Origin of the sequence: Paenibacillus paeoniae, assembly GCF_003388735.1 — a bacterium.
GTDB classification, from domain to species: domain Bacteria; phylum Bacillota; class Bacilli; order Paenibacillales; family Paenibacillaceae; genus Pristimantibacillus; species Pristimantibacillus paeoniae.
The window spans coordinates 128,546-143,103 of the sequence record NZ_QUBQ01000007.1; the positions used below are offsets into that span (position 1 = coordinate 128,546).

A 14,558-nucleotide genomic window follows, 5' to 3' on the forward strand; every position below is an offset into this window, starting at 1 on the left:
TACAGTATTCAATTGCGTCTAATCTATTAACAAGATTAGGAGGGGTCTCATTGAGTCATTATTTTCAGAAGCGCAGTCGAGTCATACAGTTATGTCTAGTGTTTACTCTGCTGATTGGATATACGATTGCACCAAATAATCGCATTGAAGCAGCAGCTACTGCAACATCAAAGAAACCAACTGCAACTATTGCCTCTAACATTCAAGCAATTCTCTACGATGCACAGCTTGTTACACAAGAACAAGGAAAACTAGCATCCTTTACAATCGCGATCCAAAATGATTCTTCTGCAAGTCTTCAATTATTGGACTATTGGGCAAAAATTAAATCCAAATCGGGTAAAACGTATCCGACCAAATTAAAGGAAGCGGATAAAACAAAAGTAACAGCACCATCAAAAGGCACTACTTATCTTACATATTATGCTTCTGTAGATAAGGACAGCAAGTTAGCTGATTTGAGTATTGATTTAATTAAATGGGATTTTTCTAGTGCTAATTATGAACGTACATTAGGTACTCTCAATGCTTCAGGAACTGGTGCTACTGCTTCGTACGGTGTGAAAGAAATGTTGTTCGGAGCTAATAAGCTAAAAGGTCAAGTAAAACAATATACATTGTATCAAGATAGCCAATATGGTTATTTAACGATAGATTATTCCTTGGAAAATCTCTCGCTGAGTTCTGTAGATTTAACTTCAGTCAATTACTTCGCTCAAATTGATGGTGGCAGTGTATTTGCTTTTGATAAAAATACATCCAATATTACTCTTAAAGCTCGAGAGACAAAGATGATCACGTTATCCGTAGCGATACCGCTGAAAAATCTTTCGAGCAAATTCTCGTTAGTATTATCTACGGCGGAAGAACAAAGCAAAACGAATTTGCCAATTGGTGTATTTGATCTTCCGGCCCTAAAGCCTACAGTAGCGGTTAAGCCGAATGTAACAAAGGCTTTGTATCTAGGCGGTAATACGCTTAATATTACAGCAGGTGACAGCTTTGTAAGCCTAGCGGCTAACCATGAACAGTTATCCACTCAATTTGTATTGGAAAATACAAGTTCAACAAAGTTGCCTTTGCCTGCTCTTGAGTTTTATTTGAAAACCAAAGAAGGTTACCTATACCCGCTAACGAGAGATTCCGACGCTGAAGTGGTTCTTCTGCCGAAGATTAAACAATCCATTCAATTGTCCGGACAAATTCCGAATAGTGGAATATTGAAAACTAGCGAAATCGTTGTTTTCTATAAGAATGGCGGAGAAGATAGCAAGAGTAGCTTTCTTAGCAATTTTGCAGTAGCTGTGAAAACTCAGACTGGCGAGCAAAGCAGCGCTGTAGCCCAATATAGCGGTTATGAGGTAAGACAGGAATCGATCCAGCGTACGCCTAATGATCTTGCGGATTTGATTGTGGCAGAGTTCACATTCAAAAATACAACTGCTCAAGCGAAATCAAAACTTTTGCTTAGCGGACATTTCATTATAGACGGTGTCAAAGTTGATCCAAGCAAATCCACAATCGTGGTTTTGGATGATGTAACAACGATAGGACCAGGTCAAAGTTATAAGGTAGTTGCTTATACTGAGGTCCCTTATACGCAGGTCACTAGCAAAATTGAATTTGTAATGTTTGAGACAGATAAAGACAAGAAAAATGAAAAACAAATCCATGTCTTCTATGTTGATTCACCTACTCAAGCCAAGCAACTTGGAAGTAACGAAGCCTATCAAATTACAAGTCTTGGTAAACGAGCCGAAGTAAAATTCGTGAAGTCTGCTCTTTATAAAGGAGCAAGCAGTGATTTCTTCTACGCTGAAGTGGAATACACAAACAAAGAGCGTAGGGCCATTAATCCAGCACAACTAGCAGGGTATGTTCAAAATCAGACCGATTCTATTATCGGACTTACATTCAGCGAATTCAAAGAAAAAGTAATGCCTAACGGTAAGGTCGTTCTATCGGCTTGGACAAAAGTGCCGCGGAATTTCGAGAAAGATAAGATTTCGTTCTACTTCGGAGAAGCATTCAAGCTTGGAAACGATGCTGGTTCTGCAGTCATTAAGCCGGTGTTTACAGATTATGTGTTGAAGGAAATAGAAGTGGCTAAAAACCTGAAGAACATCGAATTTATGAATAATGTATTGGATATCAAATCAACAGTAGCCATTGTCCAAGCATCGGATGGTTTTGCAATAGATAGTGTTAAACTTTCCTTTAATTATGACCTTACACCGAATACTGACTCTGACAGGGCGTACGCAGAAGAACATAAAATCATTGTTGAATTTGTAGATAATGACTATAAGCAAATGACATTCTCTAAAGAGCTATCACTTGGAAAAGACAATTTAAAAGATGAACTGGTTGTTGGTAAGAATTTGAAGAAAGAATTTTTATTCCAAAATGACATTGTTAACCACAAAAACGACTACGGAAAAGGCTACACCATCAACGTATACGATTCCTTCCAAGGCTTCAAAACGTTGATCGCTAGTCAAAACATGCAATGGGGTATAGTTAACGAATAAACTACCCAATCCCCCGGAAATCTAGTATCCTATACCTTATAGGATACTAGACGGAGAGGAGACTTCTAGAGTGAAACAGAAGATGTTGAAAGTAATGGGCGCGGCTGTATTGGTGACTGCTGGCGTCTGGGCCGGTATGGTTCTGGCCAACCCTCTCGAGGCAAACTCAGCCGCTACGCCTGGATCTATCGAAGATCCTGCGGTAACCAAAAGCTATGTCGACGAACAAATTGCTAAGCTAAGCGCAGGTGGCAACACAGGCAATAATGGCGGCAACTCAGGCGAATCCGGCGCCAGCGTTAAGCTGGAGGTCGTTGAAGTGCCTGTAGGCAAAACGCTAATGGCTTCTGCTGGAGCCGAAGTGGTTGTACGCGTAGGTAAAGCAGTAGCGTTCAGCTCGGATACGAACGGTATTTCAGACCTTACTGGCGGCACAGATATCAAGAGTGGCAAGGATGTGCCGACCAATCACTTGATATGGTTCCCACGCGAGGGCCGCGGCATCAAAGGTCATCCGAATGAAACCGGTATATTGACCGTACTGGTGAAAGGCAATTATACAATCAAATAATAATGCCAGAGTAGCGAGCTATCCCAAACAGAGTGTTGGGGTGGCTTGTTTTTTTATGAACAATGTTTGTTGATTTTGCTTTACTTGTTATAATCTGCTCCCCATTCCAAAAAGTTATACGCTTGATTCGGCCAGGATGGATACACAATAGAGATGTAATCCATTACTCTCGGAGGTGCAACTCAAATGAGCCGTTCCAATAAAGTAGTCGTTCCAAATTGCAAAGCCGTACTGAATCAAATGAAATATGAAATAGCAGCAGAATTTGGCTTGGTGACAGGCGGGTACTCAGCTGCTGGAGCAGATACCGAGTTTGCTGGGGAACTGGGAGCTGTGTCTGGACAGGGCGGAAGCGTGCACTGGTCAGGACTCTCTACTCGTCAAGCCGGATCTGTAGGCGGGGAAATTACGCGACGCCTTGTTTCTCAGGCTGAACAGGTGTTAAACGGGGGCTTCCAGTTATAATTGGCAAATGAGGCGTCCATTGACACCAAGCGACATTTTCGGTATCATAAATTTTTAGAAGAAGAGTTGTCTAACAACCTTTTCCTTCGCGGAAAAGGTTCATTTTTTGTGTAGAACATCTGCACTTATTTAATACTAAGGTTGTAGGAGGTTGATATGGATGTCGGTTAAAGGACGCCACTTATTCACATCAGAATCAGTTACGGAAGGGCACCCGGATAAGATTTGTGACCAAATCTCGGATGCCGTTCTTGATGCATTCCTGGAAGCAGACCCTAATGCGCGCGTAGCGTGCGAAGTTTCGGTAGCAACAGGCCTCGTGCTTGTTATTGGTGAAATTAGCAGCCGTGCGGATTATATTGATATTTCGGCGATCGCTCGTCGCACCATTAAGGAAATTGGCTATACTCGCGCGAAATATGGTTTTGACTCCAGCACTTGTGCCGTTCTGACTTCATTGAACGAGCAATCTGCTGACATCGCTCAAGGCGTTAACGCTGCTCTTGAAACTCGCGATGGCAAAGATATGAAGCAAGAGAATGAAGATATCGGTGCAGGCGACCAAGGTCTGATGTTTGGTTTCGCTACTAACGAAACACCTGAACTGATGCCATTGCCAATCGCATTGTCGCACCGCATTGCCCGTCGCTTGTCCGAAGTGCGTAAGAACGAGACACTTGCTTACCTTCGCCCAGACGGCAAAACGCAAGTGACAATCGAATACGCGGACGGCAAGCCAGTTCGTGTTGATACCATTGTTGTATCGACTCAACATGCGGAAGAGATTACGCTGGAGCAAATCCAAAGCGACATCATGGAGCATGTTATTAAACCGGTTGTTCCGGTTGAGTGGCTGGACGAGCAAACCAAATACTTTATTAACCCTACTGGCCGTTTCGTTATTGGCGGTCCTCAAGGCGATGCTGGTCTTACTGGCCGTAAAATCATCGTTGATACGTACGGCGGCTACGCTCGTCATGGCGGCGGCGCATTCTCCGGCAAGGATCCTACAAAGGTCGACCGTTCCGCAGCTTACGCGGCACGCTACGTAGCGAAAAACATCGTTGCGGCAGGCCTGGCTGACAAGTGCGAAATCCAGCTTGCTTACGCTATTGGCGTAGCTCAGCCGGTTTCCGTCAATGTAGATACGTATGGTACAGGCAAAGTGTCCGAAGAGAAGTTGGTTGAGCTAATTACTAGCAACTTCGACCTTCGTCCTGCGGGCATCATCAAAATGCTGGACCTTCGTCGTCCGATCTACGCTCAGACTGCGGCATACGGCCATTTCGGTCGTACAGACGTGGATCTTCCTTGGGAGCGTGTAGATAAATCCGAGCTTCTGAAAGCTGGAGCTGGACTGTAATACCACTGCCAGTTGGAAAATAGTAGCGCTAATGCGCAACATAAAGGCCGTTTTACCCGTCAACTTGTAGAGATGGGTGAAACGGCTTTTATTTTTGTTATGACTATAGGGCTAACGGCACAAAAAAGTGTACGAACCTAACATTTTCATGCATTCAGACCGAAAAATAAGGTACGAGTGTATATTTGAGGAGTGAACATTATGTATCGTATGCGCAAGTTGTCCTTATTTCTATCTATTGCTATGTTGCTTCAATTTGCTATGCCCGGGTGGTCGGCATCCCAGACCGTAACGGCTGCGCCGGGAGGACCTATTGTCACAAGCTTCTTCCCAGCGAAAAACTTGGACAGTGTGCCGGTGCGCACCAACTTGCGTCTGACCTTCGACGAGAATGTCAAAACGGGCGCTTCTTCAACCAGCATTTACATATACAAGACGGAAAATAACGCTCTAGTCGAGAAAATCGGTGTAACGAGCGGAAGAGTATCCATATCCGGCAATCAAGCTACGATCACTCCGTCGTATAGTTCACTCGGAGGCAGATTGGAACTGGACACCGAATATTTTGTATTGATCGACCAAGGAGCTTTTGTGAACGACTCCAATGGCGCTTCTTATACGGGGATTCAAGATGCAACGACTTGGCGCTTCCGTACGGTACTTGTGGAAGACAACACAAGACCGTTGCATACGTTCCGTAGTCCCGAGGGGCAGGATATTTCTATTACAAGCGCAATAAACATATCTTTTAATAAACCTGTCTACGTCGCTAGCGGCGATATTGTTCTGGAATCGTCAGAGGATAATCGCTATATTCCTGTAACATCCTCCAGTGTGACTGGTAGCGGAACATCCTCCATCACGATTACGCCTGACGGAGCTCTTATGCCTAAGACAACATACCGTGTTCGTATTTCCGGCAGCAACATCCAGGATGCATCGGGCAACGCTTTTGCTGGCATGAACTGGACATTCACCACAGGGGAAGCGCCAGTCAATCTGGCAAGCAGCAATCCGTTTACTCCTGCAAAAAACGATACTCTTGTTCCTACCGGAACCGAGTTGACGATTCGCTTCGACAAGCAAGTTCAGGCTAATGCGAATAGATACATTGAAATTCGCCGAGTAAGCGACAATGTGACGATTCAACGCATACTGGCTACGTCGACTGCAGTTAGACTGGATTCTAACTCCAATTCTGCAACAATCAGACCATCGACTTTGGCGCCGAATACGGCTTATTACGTATGGATTGAGCCCGGTGCTTTCTCCAGACCTAACCCTAACGCAAGCCAATGGTTCTATGGTATAAGCTCCGCTACGGTTTGGAATTTTACGACCGGATTTGGCAATGATACCACGCCTCCTAACGTGACGACTTATTCTCCTGTCAGAGGCGGTACATTATCGAACGTGAATGGAAAGTTAACGTTGACCTTCAACAAAGATGTGTATTTGAATAGCGGAGATATTGAAATCCGTCATTCCAATAGCGGCACGCTATTCCGTTCTATTCCGATCACTTCGACACGTGTGAAAGGCGCTGGAACAAAGGAATTGACGATTGACGCTACCAGTCATGTATCTTCCAGTGATGCGGCCAAATCATTTGTCAATAATACAAGATACTATGTTACGATCGGCAACCGCGCAATCCGAGATGGAGCCGGCAATTTCTTCGCGGGCATCTCCGGAAACGGAGGATGGTCCTTCATGGTTACTCAGGACGACAAAAAGCCGAACTTGGTAAGTCTTACTCCTGTGAACGGCGCAAACGTAGTGGATGTAAATGACACGTTCAAGGCTACTTTCGATAAACCAGTTATGGCATCAACCGATCCTGGGAAACAAATCAGATTTGTGACTAAAGTACAAGAAGGATACCGTACAATTGTAGCGTCCTACTATGTGGATCCTAAAGACAATAAGAGCATTATTATCGAACCTGGCAGATTTGCACTGTCTCTGGATACCCGATATTTTGTAAACATTGATGAAGGAGCCATTACCGACTTGGTTGGTAATGATTTTTCAGGCATATTGAATGAATATCAGTGGAGTTTCTTGACGAGAGGGGCGGATAAAACGCCGCCAGTCATCTCAAGTTCAGATGTTGCCGGATCGACGATCCGATTAATTTACAATGAGCCGCTGAAGGAAGACTTAAAACCGTCACCAGCTAGCTTCTATGTGACCGTAGCGGGATTGCCACGCAACGTTACGGGGGTGAAAGTAGAAGGAAATATTGTATTTGTTACCCTGGCTAGCAACGTAGCCGTTAATCAAAAGGTGACATTGTCATATACGCAGCCTAACAATCCGCAAATTCGCGATTTGTCGGACAATGCAGCAGGCAACTTGAACAATATTAGCATTACGAACGGAGCTTCAAATACAAGCCCTGTTATTTCCAGCGCAAGAGCTTCGGGGACGACGGTTTCGATGAGGTTCAGCGAGGACTTGATGAAGCCTCATGCCTATGCATACAGTCAGTTCACGGTTAATGTGGGCGGGATCAATTACAGTGCCAATTCGTTGACCCATAATGGCAGTACGATTGAGCTGAAGTTGTTCAGCTCCATTCCTAGCGGACAGCAAGTACGTATATCTTATAGTCCGATCAGTTATCCGTTAGTCGGTGTCTCTGGTAATTCAGTTTCTTCCTTTAGCAGTTTCCTTGCCAATGCGGGAAGTGGAGGCGGCGGCTCGGGAGGCACGACAGGCGCTCCTCAAGTTCAGAGCGTATCGGCTTCAGGTAATATGGTATCGATCCGATATAATCGGGCGCTCAATACAACAACAACGCCGGGAGCGTTCCAGTTCAGCGTACAAGCTGATAATCAGTCTCGTTCCGTTTCAAATGTCAACTTGTCCGGCGATTCGATCATTCTGACACTGAGTTCCACGATTTCGAATCCGTCGACGATGAGAGTGTCCTATTACGGAAGCAGCAGCACAACGAAGGACATTTACGGCAATGCGGCAGCGTCATTCAATAATCTGTCGATTACAAGCGGATCAGGCGGCAATACGGGCAGCATCTCGATGATAGGAGCCATTCTGAAAGGAAATTTGCTGACGATTTCCTTCAACGAGACGCTTGATCCGTCTTACGTGCCGTCGAATAGTTTCTTTTTAGTGAGAATAAAAGATATGGTTCGATTGGTGACAGGTGTGCAGGTAGCAGGAAGTACGGTCATCCTAACCCTGGATTCCGCAGCCAAAGTTGGCGAAAAAGCAGAAGTCTCGTATTTGAGCAATTCCAATGGTCTTCGTTCAATAGCGGGAAATACAGTCAATGTGTTCAATAACGCTAATGTTGCGAATCAGACTACCATACTGGATAGCTTGAGCGGGGATTACGAAGCCGCCGATGGAGGCGGTGTTGGCATCTTGCCTTCAGCAGCGAATGCTTCCAGCGATACTTCACCAGCTGGTGTCTCGGCTAATCGTTATACGTTAGTTAGCGAGAAGTTCATCGCAGCTGTTACAACGTCCAGAGATGCTGGTCTAACAAGCCCTCGTATCGTCTTTAAAGTGCCAGACTTTGAGAATGCTGCTCTTGTGGCTGTACCAGTCATAGCACTGGAGATGGCGAGCAGACAGGGTGGAGACGTTACCTTTGTCGTTCAGCATGGAGATGCTACGTTCGAGCTTCCGTTGAAGACATTGAACTTCTCGGAGCTGTCTCGAGCGCTTGGAGGAAACTCGTCTACCAATCACCTGTTAATGGCGATCGATAAAGGGAACTCTTCCAAGACGCAGCCGTTGATGACGGCATTGAATAGCTCTAGCGCGACAATCATAGCTGGACCAGTCAATTATGAAGTACTGGTTGTGAACGGTTCTAACAAGCAGGAAGTGACGAATTTTAACGGATATGTCTCCAGAACGCTCAAGACGTCTTCCAGCGTCAACGAAAGCCAGTCAGCCGTTGTATGGCTGGATCCGATTACAGGCACACTGTCGTATGTACCTACCAACTTCAAAAACGAAGGCGGATGGACAAAAGCCACATTTAAGCGGCAAGGCAACAGCGCTTATGCACTTGTGCGGAACACTAAGAGCTTCAATGATATGGGCAAACACTGGTCATCGGACACTGTACAGATGATGGCTCGCAAATTTATCGTGGAAGGCCGTACCGCCTCCAACTATGAGCCGGACAAGCCGATTACACGCGGTGAATTCGCTACCTATATCGCCAAAGGATTAGGCTTGGCGGGCAACCGTACGGCAGCAGCCAAGTTCAAAGACGTCAATGCGGATACAGTTATGGGTGCCTACATTGGCGCAGCGGCCTCGGCGGGCATCGTCAATGGTACGAGCAGCACGGCCTTCAAACCAAACAACTTCATCACACGTCAGGAAATGGCGGCAATGATGATGCGTGCGGCAAAGGTAACCGGCATGAGCGTTAGCTTGCCAAGCTCGGCGGATTCCTATCTTCAGAAGTATACCGACCGTAACAAGGTAAGCTCTTATGCCAAGACCAATATGGCTGAAGCTGTCTACCTGGGTATTATCAACGGAAAGACAAACACAACGCTTAGCCCCACGACGAACGCTTCAAGGGCTGAGGGCGCTGTTATGATTATGCGAATGTTAGAGAAAGCGGAATTTTTGACTCAATAGACGGAAGGGGACAGGACCTTAGCCCGCGGCAATCATGCCTCGTTCTAAGGTCCTGTTTTCTATGTGAGGGCCGATTGTGCCAGCTAATAACCCACAAGGAAACAAGTGTATAGCTAATATCTATCGCTTGGTAAAAAGTGATAGCAGTCTTTTATGGACGGAACTTTTATACGACTCTTGTAGTCTATATTAAGTAGTTACATAGAGATGGGAGAGTTGCTAGTATTATGAGCAAGCGATCGGACAGCATAGGTCGGCAGAAGAGCAGAGTAGGTAGACGAGTCGTCGTTATCGCGGTTAGTGGAGCGCTGTTGGCGCATCCTATAGCTACGTTACTTCCGGGTAATGGAGCATCCTTCATCGTATCGCAGGCGGAAGCAGCAAGCGCAGCGCCTGTTTTGAAGCTTAAGCAGTCCCAGATCATTACAGCGGGCGCCAAGCGAGTGGATTATGTATGGCAAACAACGAGAAGCAATAAGGCTGTCTCAACGGATGTTCATGTCATAGAAGTGGATCTCACGAATCCACATGTAACATTAAATGCCATGAGCGGCAGGAATAACAATGTAGGACAGCGAAACAATATTTTGAACATGACAAAAGAAAGTGGAGCAGTCGCAGGGATTAATGGAGATGTGTTCGTGATGGCCAATGAGGGAGCGCCGCTGGGTGCTCAAATTACGAGCGGAACTCTTATGGTCAGCCCATCGAAACTTAATGGCATGTATGCCTTCGCCATGACGACAGACCGTAAGCCGATGATTGACGCATTTACCTTTAGCGGTACGGTAACAGCGGAGAATGGCCAGACGTTCCCGATCGAAGGCTTGAACCAATCCACCTATACACCAGAGATTGCAGGCGTGACTTATAGTCATGTGGATAACTTGTTTATTTACACAAGTGCATGGGGCGGAGCGGAGCGTCCGCGTAATTCGGCAACAAAGGCGACCGAGGTTCTCGTTCGCAATGGCGTTGTCGAGCAAATTAGCGAGAGTGATCCCATTCCGGGTTCCGTTCCTGCGGATGGATACATCCTGCGCGGACATGGCAAAGCTGCTGTCTTCATCAAAGCCAATGTACAGGTGGGGCAAGCCGTCACGTCGGACTATTCCCTCGTCTCGCAAACGACGAAGCAGCCCGTCGATACTTCGACCCTGCAAATGCTGGTAGGCGGACATACGCTTCTTGTAGACAATGGCGCAGCTTCTGCATTCTCCAGAGACATCCAAGGTGTAAGCGGTTCATCCTTTACTTCTCGTACAGGAATTGGCTATTCCAAGGATGGAACAAAGGTGTACATGATTACGAGTGAAAGATCCGGAAGCAATACCGGACTAAACTTGAGAGAACTGCAACAGATTATGGTACAGCTAGGCGTACATAAAGGCGTCAATATGGATGGGGGCGGCTCGACCACAATGACCGAGCGTCCGCTTGGTACGACCAATCTGCAGCTAGCTCATCCGACACAGGAAAGCTCGCAACGTTCCGTATCGAACGGCATTGGGGTCTTTACAACTGCCCCTCAAGGTTCGGTCAGAAACATGTCCGTCAGCGGTGCCAACGTTATGTTGCTCGGCCAAACAGTCAAATATTCGGTAAGCGGCTATGATACATACTACAATCCGATTACGATTGATCCGACGACATTGAGCTGGGCCTCATCAGGCTCGGTCGGCAAGTTTGAGCAAAACGCATTTACAGCTAGCAAAATAGGCAAAACAACCCTTACAGCCAAATCGGGCAATGTCGAGGCCAAGTATGAGGTAGAGATCGTTGGCAAGGATCAGATCGACTCGATGAAGATCAACACTTCTGCGGGCATGTTGTCCCCAGGCAGCTCGATTAATGTGCCGATTACGGTGAAGCTCAAAAACGGCAAAACGTACAATCTGTCGGGGGATTCCCTGAAGTGGGAATTCGTTGGTTTCGAGGGGACTTATCAGAACGGTTCCATTACTGTTAACAGTGTAGACGACAAAGCCACAGCTGGCTATGCGGTCGGCAGCTATGACGGATATGGTGCAATGATCCCGTTCGTGAAAGGTGAAGAGGCTGTAGTCGTGGAAGACTTCGAGGTATCGCGCTATGCGATTACTTCGCAGGTTACGCCTGCCGATACGACGAAAGGCGGCGTGAGACTTATTAGCGATCTTCCAGGCCAGACAAGCCGCGGTCTTCAGATTTCGTATGACTTCTCAGCTGGAACAGGAACAAGAGCCTCCTATGCGGTATTCGGCACCAATGGCGTGACGCTATCCGGCTCGCCGTCATCGATGACAATGGACGTGTACAGCGACAACAGCAAAAACTGGGTGCGCGCTGAAGTAGTAGACGCAAGCGGCAAAACCCATCTGCTGGATGTAGCCAAAGAGCTAAATTGGGATGGCTGGAAAAACATCAAAATCGATGTGGGAAGCGCAGGTATTGCATTCCCGGCTAAGCTGAAGCGGATTTATGTGGTCACGATTGATCAGAACAGCGACAAGAAAGCAGCATCCGGTGCGATTGCCATTGATAACATTGTATTGCGCACTGCAGCTGAAGTGAAAGATCCGGCCCGAGCGAAGATTGCTATGACGATCGGGAATTCGAATGCATCGGTGAACGGAAAAAGCATTAAACTAGAAGCTGCGCCGCTTATCCAGCAAGGATCGACTTACGTCCCTCTGAGATTTGTCTCGGAAGCGATGGGAGCCGAGGTGCTCTACGATGACAAGACGCGTAAGGTCACGGTGCTGCGAGGAAGCCAAATGATCGAGATGACGATTGGGCAGAAGGATTATATGTTGAATGGCGTGCGGTATACGTCGGATGTAGCGCCTTTCACCCGCAATGGCAGAACGCTAATTCCGGTTCGTTTGTTCTCAGAAAAGCTGGGCTTTAAGGTAGGCTACGATGAGAAGGTCAAAAAAGTTACCATAGAATAGCTAGACGGAATATAGCTAAAGTGTGGTATGATGAAGTGGAATATCCTTTTTCGATGGGGAGTGCCTAACCGCAGTGGATCACCTTACGGTCGATATTAATAGAGTAATCTCGAATGCCATTCAAGTCATGGAGGATAGCAAATATCAAATCTATGAAATATGCGAATCGGCACGAACAGAGCTGGAGGCGCTGGAGTCTGAGCTTGAGCAGGTGCTTCAGGAGACAGTCCGGACGATCGACAAGGTAGATCAATTGGAGCAGGAGTACCGGCGCGCGCGCATGCGTCTGACGGAAGTCAGCCGAGACTTTGTGCGGTATAAGGAAGAAGACATTAAATCCGCATACGAGAAGGCGACACAGATCCAACTTGACCTCATGGTCTATCGCGAGAAAGAAAATTATTTGAAGTCTCGCAGGGATGACCTTCAAAAGCGGGTACGCAATGTCGAGAAATCGATTGAGCGGGCGGAGATGATCGGCTCCCAAATGAATGTGGTGCTGGAGTATTTGTCCGGGGATCTTAATCAAGTAACGCGAATTATTGAATCAGCCAAGACCAGACAGCTTCTGGGACTGAAAATTATATTGGCGCAGGAGGAAGAGCGCAAGCGTATTGCGAGGGAGATTCATGATGGTCCCGCGCAATCGCTGGCGAACATCGTCTTGCGTACCGAGATTGCGGAACGCATGCTCATCAAGCAGCAATTCGAATTGGTGCAGGATGAGCTTGTGGATCTCAAGAGCCAAGTACGTTCCGGACTTGAAGAAATACGCAAAATCATATTCAACCTTCGTCCAATGGCGCTAGATGATCTTGGTCTGGTGCCTACGCTGCGTAAATTCACCCAGGACTTCGAGGAGAAGTCCAGGGTTCATACCGTATTCGAGCTGACGGGCAAGGAAATTCGGATGCCTTCCGCTATGGAAGCAGCCATTTATCGGATGGTGCAAGAAGCGTTCTCCAATGTACTGAAACATGCGAACGCTTCCCATGTATCGCTGGAAATCTACTACAGCCCGCAGCTTATTACGTTGACGATTCAGGATAACGGGAATGGCTTTCTGGTAGGCCTGGACGATCAGCCTACCAGCCGCAATTCCCATTTTGGCCTGGTTGGCATGAGGGAACGCGTGGAATTGATCGAAGGAAGGATGATTATAGACTCAAAGCCTGGGCAGGGAACGAAGATTGTAATAGACATTCCAACAACTTCCGAACAAAGAAAGGAGAATGAGAATAATGAACCAGATATCGGCTAGCAACTCCACTAAGATTAAGATTCTATTGGCTGATGACCATCAGCTTTTTCGTGAAGGCTTAAAGCGCATTCTTAATATGGAAAACGACATAGAAGTCATAGGCGAGTGCGGTGATGGCATACAGGTATTGGAATTTTGCAATCATACGGTGCCAGAGATCGTGCTGATGGATATTAACATGCCGATTGAGACAGGAGTTGTCACGACGGAACGATTGAAGGGGATGTTCCCGGACGTCAAAGTGATCATTCTGTCCATTCATGACGATGAAAGTTATGTTTTTGAGACACTGCGTAAAGGTGCGACAGGATATCTATTGAAGGATATGGAGGCTGAAGCGCTCATTAATGCGATACGCTCTGTACATCATGGACATTCCTACATTCATCCGAAGGTAACGGGTAAGCTCATTAACCAGCTTCGCCGCATGACCTACCTGGATGAGATGGGTGTTGCATCGGGTGCGGCTGCCGCGAAGGAGCCTGGCGTAAAGTATATTGCGACGGAAGAAAGCCCGCTTACGCGTCGTGAGGCGGAAGTGCTTCGTCTGATGGCGGAAGGCAAGAGCAACAAGATGATTGGCGAATTTTTGTTCATTAGCGAGAAGACGGTCAAAAACCATGTCAGCAGTATTCTGCAGAAGATGGAAGTTGATGATCGCACGCAAGCTGTTATTAATTCTATTAAGTTTGGCTGGGTTACGCTTTAACGATAGGTATTTATCCATATGTTTAATGGCAACAAAGCCCTTGAGGCAAGCTTAGCTTGCTCCAAGGGCTTTGTTCGTTGTGGTTCTATT

At 46.7% G+C, this 14,558-nt stretch carries 8 protein-coding genes; all 8 read left to right on the forward strand.

Going from position 1 to position 14,558, the window contains the following annotated elements; all coding sequences use genetic code 11:
• The first annotated feature begins 50 nt into the window (after positions 1-50).
• Positions 51-2,531 carry a hypothetical protein gene (locus DX130_RS23890; RefSeq protein ID WP_116049662.1) on the forward strand — a complete coding sequence of 827 codons (2,481 nt, stop codon included), beginning with the start codon at positions 51-53 and terminating at the stop codon, positions 2,529-2,531.
• A gap of 70 nt (positions 2,532-2,601) precedes the next feature.
• Positions 2,602-3,102 carry a hypothetical protein gene (locus DX130_RS23895; RefSeq protein ID WP_240644680.1) on the forward strand — a complete coding sequence of 167 codons (501 nt, stop codon included), beginning with the start codon at positions 2,602-2,604 and terminating at the stop codon, positions 3,100-3,102.
• 186 nt (positions 3,103-3,288) lie between these two features.
• Positions 3,289-3,567 (forward strand): alpha/beta-type small acid-soluble spore protein, encoded by a 279-nt coding sequence (locus DX130_RS23900; RefSeq protein WP_116049664.1) that lies wholly within the window; start codon positions 3,289-3,291, stop codon positions 3,565-3,567.
• Between the two features lie 160 nt (positions 3,568-3,727).
• Positions 3,728-4,930: a methionine adenosyltransferase gene (metK, locus tag DX130_RS23905; protein ID WP_116049665.1), complete on the forward strand. Its 1,203-nt coding sequence runs from the start codon at positions 3,728-3,730 to the stop codon at positions 4,928-4,930.
• Positions 4,931-5,131: 201 nt separating this feature from the next.
• Positions 5,132-9,565: an Ig-like domain-containing protein gene (locus DX130_RS23910; protein ID WP_116049667.1), complete on the forward strand. Its 4,434-nt coding sequence runs from the start codon at positions 5,132-5,134 to the stop codon at positions 9,563-9,565.
• 227 nt (positions 9,566-9,792) lie between these two features.
• Positions 9,793-12,498: a stalk domain-containing protein gene (locus DX130_RS23915; RefSeq protein ID WP_116049669.1), complete on the forward strand. Its 2,706-nt coding sequence runs from the start codon at positions 9,793-9,795 to the stop codon at positions 12,496-12,498.
• Between the two features lie 73 nt (positions 12,499-12,571).
• Positions 12,572-13,759 carry a sensor histidine kinase gene (locus DX130_RS23920; RefSeq protein WP_116049671.1) on the forward strand — a complete coding sequence of 396 codons (1,188 nt, stop codon included), beginning with the start codon at positions 12,572-12,574 and terminating at the stop codon, positions 13,757-13,759.
• A complete protein-coding gene (locus DX130_RS23925; protein WP_116049673.1) occupies positions 13,740-14,468 on the forward strand; it encodes a response regulator in 729 nt (242 codons plus the stop codon). The genes DX130_RS23920 and DX130_RS23925 overlap by 20 nt, the downstream gene beginning before the upstream one ends.
• Positions 14,469-14,558 lie beyond the last annotated feature (90 nt).